Raw genomic sequence first — 15,810 nt, 5'->3', positions numbered from 1 at the left:
CCATCCGGCGGCCCGGTTGCGGGCGCGAAAACAACGAACTTTCGTTTTGCTTTCATCGAAGCGTCATGGCGCCATTCGAGACTCGGCGACTTCCTTCGACACGCGCACTTCAGGTGCGCGTCACTTTTTTCAGACCGCCATGTCCATCCTTCCGACTCCCCTCCCGTTCCGCCGCTCGCTGTTCTCCACCCTCGCCATCGGCACGCTCATGCTGGCCGGCTGTGGCGGCGGAGACTCCAGCGGCCCAGCCTTCTTCCCTGTGGCGCCCAGCACCCCGGCGGCCGTCGCGCCCGCGCCTGCCCCCGCGCCCGCCGCCGATCCCGTACCGCCCGGCCGCTGGACCGTCGGCGACCTGCACATCCACACGATGCAGTCGGACGACACGCAGCAGATTTCCACGCTCGACCAGGTGCTGGCCAAGGCCTTCGACCAGTTCGGGCTCGACTGGGCGGCGCTGTCCGACCACCTGCGCCTGTCTTCCTACGACAACAACGGCACCAAGCTGGCGGCGCAGATTCCGTTCTCGGAAGGCATGGCCAAGTACCAGGTGCCGCGCATCAAGGCGCTGCAGGCAGGCGGCAAATATGCCGACAAGACGATCTTCGCGTCCTTCGAATGGGACATGCCCTCGCATGACCACGGCAACGTCGGCATCCTGACCGACAACCCCATGTCGGATGCCGCGCTCAAGGCCGCGAGCCAGTTCGAATACCTCTTCACCAACCGCGCCGCCGCGCTCTTCCCGGCCGGCGACGTCACCGCCTGGGGCCCGAAGGCCGGCGTCAACTACGACACGCACGCCGAGACGCTCGCTGCGATCGCCTGGCTCAAGAAGAACTACCCCGACACCAGCTACCTGCAGATCAACCATCCTTCGCGCAACCCCGGCAAGTACACCATCGCCCAGCTGCGCGAGATGAACGACCTCGCGCCGAACATCGTGTTCTCGCTCGAAGGCATGGTCGGCAACCAGATGGAGCCCGATCGCGGCGGCTACAACAGCGCCTACATCCCGGCCAACCTGCCTTCGCGCACCTACGGCGGCGTCGACTACCTCGTCGCCAAGCTCGGCGGCACCTGGGACGCGCTGCTGTCCGAAGGCCGCCACATCTGGAACGTGGCCGACTCCGACTACCACTTCACCACCTCGCAGGGCCAGTACAGCAGCGGCTACGCGCCGGGCGAATACGCCAGGAACCACCTGTGGGGCGACGTCAAGGACCCGAAGTCGCTGCTCGCGGCCCTGCGCACGGGCAAGCTCTTCGCGGTGAACGGCGGCCTGATCGACGCGCTCGACTTCAAGGTGCAAAGCGCCAAGGGCTCTGGCGAAATGGGCTCGGACGTGGCGGCCAAGACGGGTGAAGACCTGAAGATCACCATCCGCTTCAAGAGCCCCGAGCGCAACAACTTCGAGTACCAGCTAGGCAGCGGCAACTTCGCCAACGTGAAGCCGGTGGTCGACCACATCGACCTGATCGCCGGCGACGTGACCGGCCCCGAGCTGGCGGGCACGCCGGGCTACGCACGCGACACCAACCCGTCGACGCGCGTGCTCAAGCGCTTCACCCGCAACGACTGGAAGCTCGACGCCGACGGCTACTTCGCAGTGAGCTACACGGTGAAGGCCGGCAACAACCAGTACTTCCGCCTGCGAGGCACCAATCTGGGAACCGAGGTGCCCAACGAAACCGCCGCCGGCGAGCCGTTGCCCGATGCACAGACCACGGGCACCGACAACGTGGCGCGCTTCAATGCGATCAACGTGCGCAACTACAGCGATCTGTGGTTCTACTCGAACCCGGTGTTCGTGAAGGTCGCGGCGCTGTAATAGCCCACACACCCGTGCACCCGGACGCTCAGGTCTCCTGAGCGTCGAGCCGGTAGCCGAAGCCGCGCACGGTCTTGAGCAGCGCGAGCGGGTGGCCCTCGTCGATCTTGGCCCTGAGGCGGCGCACATAGACGTCGACCACGTTGGTCAGCGGGTCCTCGTTGGTGCCCCACACGTTCGAAAGGATGCGCTCGCGGCTGTAGACGCGGCCGGGTGCGCTCATCAGCAGTTCCAGGAAGGCCAGCTCCTTCGCCGTCAGCGCAATCGGCTGTCCGGCCCGCGTGACCTGCATGCGTTCGCGGTCCAGCACCAGGTCGGCCACCTGCAGGCTGCTCGCCTTCACGCGCTGCTCGCGGCCGCGCCGCAGCAGCGCCTCGATGCGCGCGAGCAGTTCCTCGAAGGCAAAGGGCTTGGTCAGATAGTCGTCCGCGCCCAGCCGCAGGCCGTTCACCTTGTCTTCCAGCGAGCTCATGGCCGTGAGCATCAGCACGGGCACGTGGTGGCCTTCGGCGCGCATCGTCTGGCAGAGTTCCAGGCCACTGATGCCGGGCAGCATCAGGTCGAGGATGAGCAGCGCCGGCTCGCCGCCGCGCGCCAGCGCCAGGCCCTCGGTGCCGGTGCGGGCCAGCTGCACGCCATAGCCTTCGGCGCGCAAGCCGCGCTGCAAAAAGTCGGCCACGCGCGGATCGTCTTCGACCACGAGGATGTTGTTCATGCGGCCTCCGGCGTTGTGGGGGCAACTGCGCCATCAAAGCGCGGCAGCCGGATGCGAACCGTCGTGCCCACGAACGGTTCGCTGTCGATGTCGATGCGACCTTCGTGCGCGGCAACGATGGCCTGTGCGATCGACAAGCCAATGCCGGTGCCGTCGACCCGGTGTGCCCGCGCGCGCTGCCCGCGCGTGAAGCGCTGAAACACCGTGGGCAACTCGTCGGCGTCGATGCCTATGCCCTTGTCGCGCACCGCGATCTCCGCGCATCCATCGACTTCACGCCAGCCGATACGAACCTCGCCGCCCGAGCGCGAATAGCGCACCGCGTTGTCGAGCACGATCACCAAGGCCTGGCGCAGCCGGTCGGCATCGGCATGCACGTAAAGCATGCCCGGCTGCGCGTCGTGCGAGGCGTCGAGGCGAACCCCCACGCCGTGCAGCGCACCCAGCGCCTCAGCCTGCTCGGCGGCATCGCCGACCAGCAGGCCGAGGTCCACCTGGTCCTGCCGCATGACGAGCTGGTCGGCCTCGGCGCGCGCGATCAGCATCAGGTCGTCGATCACGCGCGCGAGCTGCTCCACGCCGCCGACGATGCGCGACAGCGTCTCCTTGTATTCGGCCAGCGGCTTGTCGGTGCCGCGCAGCGCAATCTCGGCCTCGCCGCGGATGGCGGTGGCCGGCGTGCGCAACTCGTGGCTCAGGTCGGCAAACAACTGGCGCCGGCGCTGATCGATGTTCTGCAGCGTGACGTGAGCGGTCTGCAACTCGGCCGTGCGCGCGTCCACTGCTTCTTCGAGCTTGTGCCGTGCGGCTTCGGCATCGCTTCGGCGCTGCTGCAGTTCGGCGGCCATGGCGTTGAAGTTCTCGGCCACCTGGCCGAATTCATCACCCGAGCCGACCGCCATGCGATGGTCCATCTGGCCAGCCTGCAAAGCCTGCGTGCCGGTCAGCAGGCTGGCGATGGGCGCCTGCAGCCGCCGGTTCAGGCGAATGGCGAGCAGCACCGCGGCGGCCAGGGTCAGCACAGCGAGGCCGACGGCCTGCAGGCGCAGCACTTCGATGGCGTGTTCGGTGGCCAGGCGCGCGGCCGGCACTGCCTGCTTCTGTCGCTCGATCGCGCCGTTGACGAGTTCGCGCAGATCGCGCCCGCGCGTCACGTCGAACACCTGGTTGATCTGCTGCCACACCGATGAAAACTCCGCGCCCGACTCCAGCGGCGTGAGCTGCAGCAGGCGATCCTGGACCGCGGCGATGTTGGCATCGAGCAGGTCGATGCTGGCCGCGAGCTGGTTCACCGCTTCGGGCACCTGCGTGCCCCGCGCCGAGGTCACGGTGGTCCACCAGGCCAGGTCGCGCTGCGTCAGGTCCCGCAGGCTGGCTGCGCTGGAGCGCATGCCGGCCAGCCAGCGGTCGCGCGACTCGATGGGTGCATCGCCGTTCATCAGCCGCAGCGAGGCCCAGACCCGCAGCCGCTGCTTGTTGGCGGACAGCTCCAACAGGTCGGACTGGATGTCGCTCGCCAGCCGGCTGTGCTGCGCATAGAAGGTGACGCGCTCGGAGCCCAGGTAGATGAACGCGGCCTGCACGCAGACCAGCGCAACGAGGGCTGCAAAGGCCAGCGAGAGCCGCGAGCGGAATTTGATGGAAGGCATCGATCGGTGCGAGGCGCATACCTGCTTTGAAGGGTGCGAAGAATAGCCCATGGCCGTTGGATGGCCGGACATCCATCACTTCTGTTGAAGCTCGATTGACCCGAGCATCGATGTTTGCGATGCTCCAGGCGTGATCAACGAACTCAAGACCTTCATTGCGGTGTGCAAGCTCGGCACCTTCGCGGCAGCCGGCGACCGGATCGGCCTCACGCAATCGGCAGTGAGCAGCCAGATGAAGCGGCTCGAAGAAGCCCTGGGCTTCGAGCTCTTCGACCGGACGGGCCGATCGGCCACCTTGAACGTCGCGGGCCAGACGACCTTGCCGCGGGCGGAAGAAATCTGTGCCCTGTTCGCCAAGCTCGGCGAACTCCCTCAAGACGACGCCACGCGGGGGCTCCTTCGCATCGGCTCGATTGCCTCGGCGCAGCCTACGTTGCTGGCGCGTGCGCTCGAGCAGTTGCGCAAATCATTTCCCCTTGTGCGCGTGCATGTGTCGCCCGGTGTTTCGATGCGTCTGATGGACGATCTGGACGCCGGCAAGATCGATGCGGCCGTGATCATCCGCCCGCCCTTCGGAATGCCTCCCGACCTGACATGGCAGGCGCTGGTGCAAGAGCCCTTCGTGCTGGTCGTGCCCAAGGCCATGCCCGCAACGAAGAACTGGCGGGCGCTGATCCAGGAACAGCCGTTCCTTCGCTACGACAGGGCTTCGTTCGGAGGGCGGATGGTCGAGGCGTTTCTCCGCCGTGAAGGCCTTTCCGTCAACGACGCCATCGAGATCGACGAGATCCCCGGGTTGATCCACCTGGCCTCCAGAGGCCTGGGCGTGGCACTTGTCCCGCTGGTCGAGGCGCATCTTCCGATGCCTGCGGGGGTGCGCATCGTCTCGCTGGGCGAGTTCACCTTCCATCGCGAGATCGGCCTGCTTCATCGCAAGCCCCGCGCCAGTCCGCCCGTGGTGGCGCACTTCGCCCAGTGCCTGCGCGATGCGGCCGAAGCAACGACACCGACTCGCCGACGTTCGGCGTAATGCCGACTTGACCGGCTCGGCCCTTCAATCGCCCGGTATGTGGGGCGGATTCAGCACCACGGGTTTGGCCGACTTCTTGCGCATGCGGATGTTGAGCATTTCCACGCTCAGCGAGAAAGCCATTGCGAAGTACACGTAGCCCTTGGGCACGTGATGCTCGAAGCCTTCGGCGACCAGCACGACGCCCACCACCACCAGGAAGGACAGCGCCAGCATCTTGATGGTGGGATGGTTGGAGACGAAGCGGCCGATCGGCCCGGCAAACAGCATCATGAGCAGCACCGAGGCGATAACCGCCGCAATCATCACGCGCACGTCGTCCACCATGCCGACCGCGGTGATGATCGAGTCGAGCGAGAACACCAGGTCGATGATCATGATCTGCGTGATCACCGAGGCGAAGGTCGCCTTGGCCGTGCTCTGCTTGTGCTCGTGTTCGCCCTCCAGCGACTGGTGAACCTCGCTCGTGCTCTTCCATATCAGGAACAGCCCGCCCAGGATCAGGATCAGGTCGCGGCCCGAGATCTCCTGGCCGAACACCTCGAAGAGCGGCTTCACCAGCCCGACGATCCACGCCAGCACCAACAGCAGGCCGATGCGCATGAACATGGCCATGAAAAGACCGATGCGCCGCGCGAACTCCCGCTGGGCCAGCGGCAGCTTGTCGACCAGGATCGAGATGAAGATGATGTTGTCGATCCCGAGGACCAGCTCAAGCGCGGTCAGGGTAGCGAAGGCAATCCAGACTTGGGGATCGGAGAGAAGTTGGAGCATGGGCGCGACTCTGTTGCGTTAACGCGCGGTCGGCGACCGCGGCGGGCGAGCGCATCTTAAAGGCGCGCGCGCATCGGGCACCAGCGCCCCCGCGACCCATGGGCCATTGCCCGTTCAGCGTGCGAAGAGCGAGCTCAGGTCTGCGAACGACTTCATCTCGATGGCGTTGCCGGAGGGGTCCAGGAAGAACATCGTCGCCTGTTCGCCGGGCTCGCCCTTGAAGCGGATGTAGGGCTCAATGACGAATTTGGTCTGGCGGGCGATGAGCTTGTCGGCCATGGCCTGCCATTGGTCCATGGGAACGATCGCGCCGAAGTGACGCACAGGCACGTCGTGACCGTCGACCTGGCTGCTCTGGTGGTGGCCGCATTCGTCAGGCGCCAGGTGGGCCACGATCTGATGGCCGTAGAAATCGAAGTCCACCCATTCAGGCGCGCTGCGGCCTTCGGGGCATCCCAGCAGGTCGCCGTAGAAGGCGCGTGCCTCGGCGATGTCGCGCACGGGGAACGCGAGATGAAACGGGATGCGGGTGCTGGTGGTGCTCATGGGCTTTCCATCGGATCAAGGGGTGGGATGGGCGCAACTTTAGGCAGCGGCCCTCATTATCGAAAGCGATATATTTTTCTTGTGAGCCACACCAATTTCGATGCATCAGTCGAGCGACACTGCGGGGCATCGAATTTCTGAATCCACAGCGAAGATGCCAGCGACTCCTCCCTCTCCTGCCGATCATGTCCACCAGCACCCGCGATCGCCTCTTGCCGGACTGTGGACGGGGCTGTCGCGGATTTTCGGCAAGAGCGCTCCTGCGCAGGCGATGCCGCAGGGAGCCAAGAACGGCAAGGCCGGAATCCACCCTTGGCTCGCCGCAGGCGAGCAGGTGAATGCCGATGTGCTGATCGATGGCAGGACCGTCGCCCGGCTGGAGCACAAGGCCGTGCTGCCCGGGCTGAAGAAGCTCCCTGCGGTGGTCTTCGATCTGCCCGCCGGACTCCAGCGACTCGAACTGCGCGGATCGCATGTCGACGCGCAAGGGCGAGCCACATCATTCAAGAAGCGTTGGGCCGTGCTCGACATGGCCCCTGTCTCCCATCCGCTGTACGACCGGAGCCAGCCCCTGATCGATCGGGTCCAGGCCTTTGCCCATCTGTCCCGGCTGGTAGAGGTGGGCGAGCCGCACTTGCCTGCCGGCATCACCGCGGAAGCAGCACTCCTCGAATCGGAGACGCGCCTGAACGTCCGGTTGCCCGCGGTGCTGCGCGAAGTGCTGGGCGGGGCAAACATCGAGATCGGCAACTCGTACTTCCTGCCTCCCCACCGCCTGCAGACGCCCATCGACCTGCTGCTGGGCTTGGGCGGCCATGCTCTCGGCGGTGGCGACCAGGCCCTGAACGCCTTGCTGCCCCCCGCCGTTCTCGCGCGCTACCAGCGCAGCGTGGCCGTGTTCGTGGAGATCGGCGACGGCCTCGGCGCCCTGGCCTGGGACCCGGATGGCGTCGCTCCCAAGGAGCCGCCCAACACCCCGGCAGACGAAGGCAACCCCGGCGCCCAACCCGCGATACCGAATGAAGGAGTCTGGTACTGGCTCCATCAGGCGCACATCGCCGAACCCGGACTGCTGCTGGACGACGAGTACAAGCCACAGGACGCCGAAGCCGCCCTAACCAACGTGTTCAAACGCCTCGCGCTGTCGCAGGCGGGCTCGCCCGAGTCCGAAAACCAGCTGCTGGTGGACACCGCCCACCCGCGCAATCTGCTGCAGCTTCATTTCGATGAACCGCGCAAGCCAAGGCTTCGGCTGCGCAGCTACGACTACCACTACAGCCTGCACTGAGCGGTCTCCTCTCTGCGGCCGTTCGCCGCCGCAAACGTTCAGCGCCCCTGGAACCGCGCGCTGGTCAGTTGAGAAAGCGTCGCCGCGGTCAGTGCGCGAACGCCCACGCGCATCGCCGACTCGTCGATCTGAAACAACGGCGAGTGATTCACCGGCCCGTCCTTGTCGCCCATCGGCGAAGCGTTCAGCATCCAGAACACGACCGGCACACCGGTCGAGCCGAAGGCGCCGAAGTCTTCCGATCCCATGGAAGCCGGCATCTGGCTCACCTTCGCGGCGCCGCCGGCGGCGGCACCGAAGGCCCCCACCAGCGAGAGCGTGGCGTCCTGGTCGTTGACCAGCACCTCGTAGCCATCGCCGCTGTCGATCTTCACGTCCGCCTGCACGCCGTAGCTGGCCGCGATGCCTGTGGCGCGACGGCGGATCTCCTCCTGGGCGATCTTCTGGTTCGTGGACGAGAGCGCACGGATCGTGCCGGCAATCTCGGCCGTCTCGGGAAGCACGTTGAAGCGATTCCCGCTTTGCAGCATGCCGGTGGTCACGACCGTTGGCCCGCCGTCGATGGTCGGGTTGAGCCGGTGGCTCACGATGTTCTGCAAGCCCAGCACGGTCTCGGCCGCGGCCAGCATGGGCGAATTGGAGGCCCACGGCGCTGCGCCGTGTCCGCCCGTGCCCTTGAACTTGATGTTGAACACGTCGATGCTGGCCAGCATCGGACCCGGCCTGTAGCGGATCGCGCCGGAAGGCGCCTGGTTGCTGATGTGCTGGCCGAGCACGACGTCGACCTTGGGGTTGTCGAGCACACCCTCGCGCACCATGGCCATGGCACCGCTGGACTTGCCCAGGCCCGGGCCGATTTCCTCAGCCGGCTGGAAGATGAAGACGACCGTGCCCGCCAACTGGTCACGCAATGAGGACAGCACCTTGGCCGCACCCAGCAGCATGGCGACGTGCGAGTCGTGCCCGCAGACATGCGACACCGCGACGGGCTTGCCCAACCAGTCCGCCTTGGCGGTGGACTTGAAAGGCAGCTCGTTGCGCTCCTCCACGGGCAAGGCGTCCATGTCCGCCCGCAGCGCCACCACGGGGCCCGGGCGGCCGCCACGAAGCACGGCCTTGATGCCCGTGCCGGCGATTCCGGTATGCACCTCCAGACCGGGCATGCCGGCGAGGGCCTGGGCGATGTACTTCGCGGTGCCGGTCTCCTGGTAGGCCAGTTCGGGGTTCTGGTGAATGTGCCGGCGCCATTCGACAACCTGGGGCTGCGCGCCATCGGACAGTGCCAGGGCCTGCGAGAGCAACGAGGCTGCCGCTGAAGGTGCCGCACTCTGCGCATGGGCTCCAATGAAGGAGGCTCCGAGAATGAAAGCGCAGATGTAGCGTCGAATGTTCATGGTGTTCAGGAGAGTTGCCGAAAAATTTGCAGGGATCATGTGTTGCCGGGCTCAGCCCCGGCGAATGTTCTCTAGCAATCGATAGACCAGATCGTCCGGCGCTGCGCAGCCATTCGGTTGCCGTGGGCCGAACAGCGCCATAGCGTCGGGCGCGAGTTCGGGCCGGATGTACGCCGACGCACCTTGTTCTTCCGACGCACCTTGTTCCTGCGGAGCACCACCCACAGCGCATCAGGGAATCTACGGATATATGATTCCTCGAATGGTCTTGATTGAGTGCATTTTTTGTATACAAATAACGCATCCGAAAAGCAGGCACTCAATCCACCCCACTCGCACGAGGAAAGACCATGAGCACAGTCGTCAGCCAGGCCCCCGCGGGGGCAAGCGAAGCCGGCATCGCGCCGCACGCGGAATCGAACGCCGTCATCAAGCCCGGCTACCACCCGCGCCTGACCAACGAAGACCTCGCTCCGCTGAAGAAGCAGACCTGGGGCCAATACAACATCTTTGCGTTCTGGATGTCCGACGTGCACAGCGTGGGCGGCTACATCACGGCCGGCAGCCTGTTCGCGCTGGGCCTGTCGAGCTGGCAGGTGCTGGTGTCGCTGCTGGTGGGCATCGTGATCGTGCAGTTCTTCTGCAACCTGGTAGCCAAGCCCAGCCAGGTGACGGGCGTGCCCTACCCCGTGGTTTGCCGCGCGTCCTTCGGCGTGCTGGGCGCGAACATTCCGGCCATCATCCGCGGGCTGATCGCGGTGGCCTGGTACGGCGTGCAAACGTACCTCGCCTCGGCGGCCTTCATGGTGCTGGCGCTGCACATGGCGCCCGGCCTGGCGCCGTATGCCGATGTCGCGCAGTACGGCTTCGTCGGCCTCTCGGCCCTCGGCTGGGTCGCGTTCATGGTCATGTGGGTGCTGCAGGCCTTCGTGTTCTGGCGCGGCATGGACGCCATCCGCAAGTTCATCGACTGGGCCGGCCCGGCGGTGTACGTGGTGATGGCCGTGCTCTGCGGCTGGCTGGTGTGGAAGGCCGGCTGGAGCAACATCGACCTGAACCTGGGCGGCATCAAGTTCCAGGGCTGGGACGCGCTGCCCGTGATGCTCTCGGCCATTGCGCTGGTGGTGAGCTACTTCAGCGGCCCGATGCTCAACTTCGGCGACTTCTCGCGCTACGGCAAGAGTTTCGACGCGGTGAAAAAGGGCAACTTCTGGGGCCTGCCGGTGAACTTCGTGTTCTTCTCGCTGCTGACCGTCATCACCACCGCCGCCACGCTGCCCGTGTTTGGTGAACTCATCACCGATCCGGTGCACACCGTGGGCAAGATCGACAGCACCACCGCCGTGGTGCTGGGCGCGCTGACCTTCATGATCGCCACCATCGGCATCAACATCGTGGCCAACTTCGTCTCGCCGGCCTTCGACTTCTCGAACGTGGCGCCGCAGCACATCAGCTGGCGCACGGGCGGCATGATCGCCGCGGTGGGCTCGGTGTTTCTCACGCCGTGGAACCTCTACAACAGCCCCGAGGTCATTCACTACACGCTGGACGTGCTGGGTTCGTTCATCGGCCCGCTGTTCGGCATTCTGATTGCCGACTACTACATCGTGCGCAAGCAGCGCATCGACGTGGACGCGCTCTACACCATGAGCCCCAAGGGCGAATACTGGTACAGCGGCGGCTACAACCCGAAGGCGATCCAGGCGCTGGTGCCGTCGGCCCTCGTGCCGATCCTGTGCGTGATGGTGCCGGCGCTTCGCGGTGGCGCCAACTATGCTTGGTTCATCGGCATGGGCCTGGGCTTTGTCCTCTATGCCCTGCTGAACCGCAACAGCAAGACTTGAACTGAAAGAGAAAGAAAGGGACCGCGCCGTGCGCATCAAGATCATCAACCCCAACACCACCTGGAGCATGACCGAGAAGATCGGTGCCTGCGCCCGCGCGGTGGCGCATGCCGGCACCGAGATCGTGGCCGTGAGCCCGGCCATGGGGCCGGTCTCCATCGAGAGCCACTACGACGAAGCGCTGGCCGTGCCGGGGCTGCTGCAGGAGATCGCGGCGGGCGAGCGCGAAGGCATCGACGGCTACGTGATCGCCTGCTTCGGCGACCCGGGCCTGAAGGCCGCGCGCGAGCTGGCACGCGGCCCCGTGGTGGGCATCGCCGAGGCGGCGATGCACCTGGCCAGCATGATCGGCAGCCACTTCAGCGTGGTGACCACGCTGGGCCGCACCATGGGCCAAGCCTGGCACCTGGCCGAGATCTACGGCATGGAACGCTTCTGCGCCAACGTGCGCGCCTGCGAACTGCCCGTGCTCGAACTGGAAGAGCCCGGCTCGGGTGCGCGGGAACGCATCGTCGACGAGTGCCGGCGCGCGCTCGAAGAAGACGGCTCAGACTGCATCGTGCTCGGCTGCGCCGGCATGACCGACCTGTGCGCGCACATCGAGCAAGTGCTCGGCGTGCCCGTGATCGACGGCGTGGCCGCGGGCACCAAGGTCATCGAATCGCTCGTTGCCCTGAAGCTGCGCACCAGCAAGCGCGGCGAATTGGCAAAGCCCCTGCCCAAGCCCATCATTGGTGCGCTCGAGGGCTTCACCCTGCCGCGCTAGGCCACAATCCGCGCATGCCCCGCGCCAGTTCCAAACCCTCCGCTTCCCCTGCCACCGCCGTTCCGGACGAGAACGGCGTGGCTGCAGCCGACAAGAACAGCTCCATCGAAAGCATCGCCAACGACATCGCCACCGCGATCGTCGAAAAGCGCCTGCCGCCCGGCACCTGGCTGCGCGAAGAAGCGCTGGGCCGGGTGTATTCGGTGAGCCGCACAAAGGTGCGCGCCGCACTGCTGATGCTGTCGAAGGACAAGCTCATCGAGATGATTCCCGACAAGGGCGCCTTCGTCTGCCAGCCCTCGGTGGAAGAGGCCCGCGAGGTGTTCGCGGTGCGCCGCATCCTCGAAAGCGAGGTGGTGCGCCTCTTCATCGCCGCCGCGCGGCCGCGCGACTACCAGGTGCTGGAGCAGCACATCAAGTTCGAGCGCACCGCGCTGCGCCAGACCACCACCACGGGCACCGTGCGCGAGAAGCTGCTGGGCGACTTCCACGTGGCGCTGGCCGAGGCCACCGGCAACCGCACACTGGCCGAACTGGTGCGCGAACTGGTGGCGCGCAGCTCGCTGATCGCCATGCTCTACCACTCGTCGAACGACCCGCATTGCTCGTCGGACGAGCACGCCGATTTCCTGCGCCTGTGCCGCAAGGGCGACGTGGAAGCGGCCGTGACAAGCATGATCGACCACCTGGAGCGCATCGAATCCAGCCTCGAACTCGGCACCGACAAGCCCGACCGCCAACTTGACCTGGTCAAGGCGCTGCTCGCCTGACACGCAGGCGAGCTCTCTTCGCTGGAGATCTCGACCGAGGCCAACGCCGACCGGATCATCCCGATTCTCCCGGGCCGCGTGCTGTGGGAGCGCATCGCGCTGGCCGATGGGCACACGGGCCGCATCGTCACCACCGTCGCCTGACCCCACGGCCGGCAGGGCCGGTGCGGCTGTCACACAACCGCGTCATGATGTAGCCCAAATGGCTTACGCGTTTTTCCCGTGCGCGAGCGTCGCCGACGAACAACTTCCACAGCATGCCCCGGCAAACCCGGCCCAACGCCACCCCTGCCTCGCCTCCTGCGATCTCGCCCTTCTTCCAGCCCATCGTGGATCTGCGCAAGGGCACGGTCTTCGGCCATGAAGCCCTCATTCGCGGACCGGCCGGCACCCCGCTCCACAGCCCGCAGGCGCTGCTTGCACTTGCCGCGGCCGAGTCGCGGCTGACCGAGTTCGAGCTGCTGTGCGTGGAAGCCATCCTCGCCCAGTGGGGCCGCCTGCCCGATGCGGGCCGGCTGTTCGTGAACATGAGCGCCGACGCACTGGTCGCGGCCATGGGCGGCGTGGGCACGGCGTGCTGGCTCGAACGCATGCTCGCGCACCACGACGTCAGCGCCCGCGACGTGACCGTGGAGCTCACCGAGCAGCAGGCCACCGGCAGCCCCGAAGCGCTGGGCCGCGCGGTCGAGGCGCTGCATGCGCTGGGCGCGCGCGTTGCGCTCGACGACTTCGGCGAAGGCCATTCCAACCTGCGACGCTGGAAAGAGCTGCAGCCGGACTTCGTGAAGATCGACAAGTTGCTGACCCAGGGCATCGCGAACAGCCCGCAGAGCGTGGCACTTGTACGCGCCATCGTCGGCTTCGGCAACGCGCTGGGCACCGAGCTCATCGCCGAAGGCGTGGAAGACGCGAAAGACCTGCACGTGCTGCGCGACCTCGGCATTGCCCACGGCCAGGGCTACCTGTTCGGCAGGCCGGCACCGGCGCTGCAGCCAGCCCTGCCCGAGCCCATGGCGGCCACCATCCGCGACACTCGCATCGCGGTGATGCCGCATGCGTCTCAAACGTCGCAGCCCAATGTGCTGCGCAGCCTGTTGGTCATCCAGGCGCCTGCGCTCAGCCCGCAGACGCCGATCGACGAGGTTTCTGAAATCTTCCAGAAGCACCCCGAGCTGCATGCACTCGCCGTGGTCGATAAGGGCACCCCCGTTTCGCTGATCAACCGGCAGTCGTTCATGAACGACTACGCACGGATGTACTTCCGCGAGGTCCACGGCCGCCGCCCCTGCCTGGCCTACGGCAGCAGCACCCCGCGCATCGTGGAGCGCGAGGAGAACGTCGAGAGCCTGCTCGGCATCCTGATGTCGGAAGACCAGCGCTACCTGAGCGAAGGTTTCATCGTCACGGAGAAGAAGCGCTACGTTGGCCTTGGCACGGGCGACCAGCTCGTGCGCGCGGTGACCGAGGCGCGCATCGAGGCGGCGCGGCACGCCAACCCGCTGACCTCGCTGCCGGGCAACATCCCCATCAACATCCACATCGCGCGCCTGCTCGACAGCGGCGCCGACTTTGCTGCCTGCTACGCCGACCTGAACAACTTCAAGGTGTTCAACGACCACTACGGCTACTGGCGCGGCGACGAAATGATTTTGCTGCTCGCACGGCTGGCAACGCAGCACGCAGACGCCCATCGCGACTTCGTCGGCCACATCGGCGGCGACGACTTTCTGGTGCTGTTCCAGAGCCCTGATTGGCACCGGCGCTGCACCGCTCTGATCGACGACTTCAACCGGCAGGCGCCCAGCCTCTACGACGAGGCGGAAAGGCAGTCCGGTGGCATCGAAGGCGAGGACCGGCATGGCGTGGTCCGGTTCACGCCCTTCTCGACGCTGTCCATCGGCGCGGTGCGCATTCCACCGGGCATGTTCAGCCATGCCGAGGATGTGGCGAGCGAAGCCGCCATTGCAAAGCACGACGCCAAGCAGACGGCCTCGGGCCTCACGGTGCGCGAGGCCCGGCCACGCGCATAACTTATGCGTGGACGGCCCTGGCGTCGGGCGATAGTCTCGCGGCCATGACCACCCTGATCACCGGCAGCGCCGGCCACCTCGGCGAGGCCCTGATGCGCACCCTGCGCACGACTTCGCAAGCCGCACTCGGCATCGACATCGCACCCTCCGCCTTCACCGACCGCGTCGGCTCCATCGCCGACCGCGCATTCGTTCGCGAGTGCATGAAAGGTGTGCGCACCGTCATCCATGCGGCCACGCTGCACAAGCCCCATGTGGCAACGCACAGCCTACAGGACTTCGTCGACACCAACATCACGGGCACGCTGGTGCTGCTCGAAGAAGCGGTGGCGGCTGGCGTCAACTCTTTCGTGTTCACGAGCACGACCAGCACTTTCGGCTCGGCGCTCACGCCTGCCGAGGGCATGCCCGCCGCCTGGATCACGGAAGACGTGACGCCGACCCCAAAGAACATCTACGGCGTGACGAAGACATCCGCCGAGAGCCTGTGCGAGCTGTTCCATCGCAGGCAGCGCCTGCCGGTCGTCGTGCTGAAAACGTCGCGCTTCTTCCCCGAAGACGACGACGATGCCGCCGTGCGCAGCCTCTATTCGCTGGACAACGCACAAGCCAACGAGCTGCTGCACCGGCGGGTCGACATCGAGGACGTGGTCGAAGCGCACCTGCTCGCCGCCGCGCGCGCCCCGGCGCTGGGCTTCGGCAGCTACATCGTCTCGGCCACCACGCCCTTCGCGCGCGACGACCTGCCAATGCTGCGCGAAAGCGCGCCACGGGTGCTGCGACGCCTGTTCCCCGAGTGCGAGGCGCTGTACGCGAAGCAAGGATGGAAGCTGCCCGCGCAGCTCGACCGCGTCTACGTGAACGCACTGGCACGGCGCTACCTGGGCTGGCAGCCGCGCCACGACTTCGCCCATGTGCTGCAGTGCCTGCGCGAGGGCCGCGACTTCCGCAGCCAGCTGGCGCGCGACGTGGGCAGCAAGGGCTACCACGCCGAAGCCTTCGACGAAGGCCCTTACCCCGTCGCGTAGCACCAGGCGGGGGCGCCATGAGGGCCCGCGCCGGATGCGGGTTTTCCTGAGTCGGATTGTTGCATAAGTTGTATACAGTTTGGCGTACACAAAACGGGGTGTGCGCATGCCAAGCCGTGTCGCCCACCTTCCTTCTCGCCGCAGCAGG

13 protein-coding genes are annotated in these 15,810 nt (G+C 66.2%); 8 read left to right on the top strand and 5 right to left on the bottom strand.

Features of this window, described 5'->3' with window-relative positions; genetic code table 11:
* Window positions 1-139: 139 nt before the first annotated feature.
* A complete protein-coding gene (locus ACSFBF_RS13425; RefSeq protein ID WP_435467668.1) occupies window positions 140-1,828 on the top strand; it encodes a CehA/McbA family metallohydrolase domain-containing protein in 1,689 nt (562 codons plus the stop codon).
* Between the two features lie 28 nt (window positions 1,829-1,856).
* Here the strand turns inward: ACSFBF_RS13425 and ACSFBF_RS13420 are convergent, their stop codons facing one another.
* Both ACSFBF_RS13420 and ACSFBF_RS13415 read right to left on the bottom strand, forming a co-directional pair.
* Window positions 1,857-2,543: a response regulator transcription factor gene (locus ACSFBF_RS13420; protein WP_435467666.1), complete on the bottom strand. Its 687-nt coding sequence runs from the start codon at window positions 2,541-2,543 to the stop codon at window positions 1,857-1,859.
* Window positions 2,540-4,192, bottom strand: a complete 1,653-nt coding sequence (locus tag ACSFBF_RS13415; RefSeq protein WP_435467664.1) for a sensor histidine kinase — start codon at window positions 4,190-4,192, stop codon at window positions 2,540-2,542. The genes ACSFBF_RS13420 and ACSFBF_RS13415 overlap by 4 nt, the downstream gene beginning before the upstream one ends.
* Window positions 4,193-4,322: 130 nt before the next feature.
* On the opposite strand from ACSFBF_RS13415, the gene ACSFBF_RS13410 reads away from it, so the two are divergent.
* Window positions 4,323-5,222, top strand: coding sequence for a LysR family transcriptional regulator (locus tag ACSFBF_RS13410; RefSeq protein WP_435467662.1), 900 nt, complete (start codon window positions 4,323-4,325; stop codon window positions 5,220-5,222).
* Window positions 5,223-5,246: 24 nt separating this feature from the next.
* Here the strand turns inward: ACSFBF_RS13410 and ACSFBF_RS13405 are convergent, their stop codons facing one another.
* Both ACSFBF_RS13405 and ACSFBF_RS13400 read right to left on the bottom strand, forming a co-directional pair.
* A complete protein-coding gene (locus ACSFBF_RS13405) occupies window positions 5,247-5,996 on the bottom strand; it encodes a TerC family protein (protein WP_435467660.1) in 750 nt (249 codons plus the stop codon).
* Window positions 5,997-6,110: 114 nt separating this feature from the next.
* Window positions 6,111-6,497, bottom strand: a complete 387-nt coding sequence (locus tag ACSFBF_RS13400; protein WP_435468776.1) for a VOC family protein — start codon at window positions 6,495-6,497, stop codon at window positions 6,111-6,113.
* Between the two features lie 145 nt (window positions 6,498-6,642).
* On the opposite strand from ACSFBF_RS13400, the gene ACSFBF_RS13395 reads away from it, so the two are divergent.
* Complete coding sequence (locus ACSFBF_RS13395; RefSeq protein WP_435467658.1) at window positions 6,643-7,830, top strand: hypothetical protein; 1,188 nt, start codon at window positions 6,643-6,645, stop codon at window positions 7,828-7,830.
* Window positions 7,831-7,868: 38 nt separating this feature from the next.
* Here the strand turns inward: ACSFBF_RS13395 and ACSFBF_RS13390 are convergent, their stop codons facing one another.
* The gene (locus ACSFBF_RS13390) at window positions 7,869-9,224 is read right to left on the bottom strand and encodes a M20 metallopeptidase family protein (RefSeq protein WP_435467656.1); all 1,356 of its coding nucleotides are present in this window, start codon (window positions 9,222-9,224) and stop codon (window positions 7,869-7,871) included.
* A 350-nt stretch (window positions 9,225-9,574) separates the two neighbouring features.
* On the opposite strand from ACSFBF_RS13390, the gene ACSFBF_RS13385 reads away from it, so the two are divergent.
* From ACSFBF_RS13385 to ACSFBF_RS13365, 5 genes are all read left to right on the top strand, one after another.
* The gene (locus ACSFBF_RS13385) at window positions 9,575-11,068 is read left to right on the top strand and encodes an NCS1 family nucleobase:cation symporter-1 (protein ID WP_435467654.1); all 1,494 of its coding nucleotides are present in this window, start codon (window positions 9,575-9,577) and stop codon (window positions 11,066-11,068) included.
* A gap of 28 nt (window positions 11,069-11,096) precedes the next feature.
* On the top strand, window positions 11,097-11,834 hold the full coding sequence (locus ACSFBF_RS13380) for an aspartate/glutamate racemase family protein (protein WP_435467652.1): 738 nt from the start codon (window positions 11,097-11,099) through the stop codon (window positions 11,832-11,834).
* A gap of 14 nt (window positions 11,835-11,848) precedes the next feature.
* Window positions 11,849-12,604, top strand: a complete 756-nt coding sequence (locus tag ACSFBF_RS13375) for a GntR family transcriptional regulator (RefSeq protein WP_093081335.1) — start codon at window positions 11,849-11,851, stop codon at window positions 12,602-12,604.
* A gap of 257 nt (window positions 12,605-12,861) precedes the next feature.
* Window positions 12,862-14,634: an EAL domain-containing protein gene (locus ACSFBF_RS13370; protein ID WP_435467649.1), complete on the top strand. Its 1,773-nt coding sequence runs from the start codon at window positions 12,862-12,864 to the stop codon at window positions 14,632-14,634.
* A 44-nt stretch (window positions 14,635-14,678) separates the two neighbouring features.
* Window positions 14,679-15,662 (top strand): NAD-dependent epimerase/dehydratase family protein, encoded by a 984-nt coding sequence (locus ACSFBF_RS13365; protein ID WP_435467647.1) that lies wholly within the window; start codon window positions 14,679-14,681, stop codon window positions 15,660-15,662.
* Window positions 15,663-15,810: the final 148 nt, after the last annotated feature.

This window comes from Variovorax nivicola, from assembly GCF_051216475.1.
In the GTDB taxonomy this organism is placed as follows: Bacteria; Pseudomonadota; Gammaproteobacteria; order Burkholderiales; family Burkholderiaceae_C; genus Variovorax.
The sequence above is the reverse complement of the archived record's forward strand: the minus strand, read 5'-3'. Positions and strand labels throughout refer to the sequence as shown.

Excerpts from the sequence above, each read along its gene's own strand:
- ACSFBF_RS13425 (WP_435467668.1), top strand. The coding sequence starts at position 140 with ATGTCCATCCTTCCGACTCCCCTCCCGTTCCGCCGCTCGCTGTTCTCC.
- ACSFBF_RS13420 (WP_435467666.1), bottom strand. The coding sequence starts at position 2,543 with ATGAACAACATCCTCGTGGTCGAAGACGATCCGCGCGTGGCCGACTTT.
- ACSFBF_RS13415 (WP_435467664.1), bottom strand. The coding sequence starts at position 4,192 with ATGCCTTCCATCAAATTCCGCTCGCGGCTCTCGCTGGCCTTTGCAGCC.
- ACSFBF_RS13405 (WP_435467660.1), bottom strand. The coding sequence starts at position 5,996 with ATGCTCCAACTTCTCTCCGATCCCCAAGTCTGGATTGCCTTCGCTACC.
- ACSFBF_RS13395 (WP_435467658.1), top strand. The coding sequence starts at position 6,643 with ATGCATCAGTCGAGCGACACTGCGGGGCATCGAATTTCTGAATCCACA.
- ACSFBF_RS13390 (WP_435467656.1), bottom strand. The coding sequence starts at position 9,224 with ATGAACATTCGACGCTACATCTGCGCTTTCATTCTCGGAGCCTCCTTC.
- ACSFBF_RS13385 (WP_435467654.1), top strand. The coding sequence starts at position 9,575 with ATGAGCACAGTCGTCAGCCAGGCCCCCGCGGGGGCAAGCGAAGCCGGC.
- ACSFBF_RS13375 (WP_093081335.1), top strand. The coding sequence starts at position 11,849 with ATGCCCCGCGCCAGTTCCAAACCCTCCGCTTCCCCTGCCACCGCCGTT.
- ACSFBF_RS13370 (WP_435467649.1), top strand. The coding sequence starts at position 12,862 with ATGCCCCGGCAAACCCGGCCCAACGCCACCCCTGCCTCGCCTCCTGCG.
- ACSFBF_RS13365 (WP_435467647.1), top strand. The coding sequence starts at position 14,679 with ATGACCACCCTGATCACCGGCAGCGCCGGCCACCTCGGCGAGGCCCTG.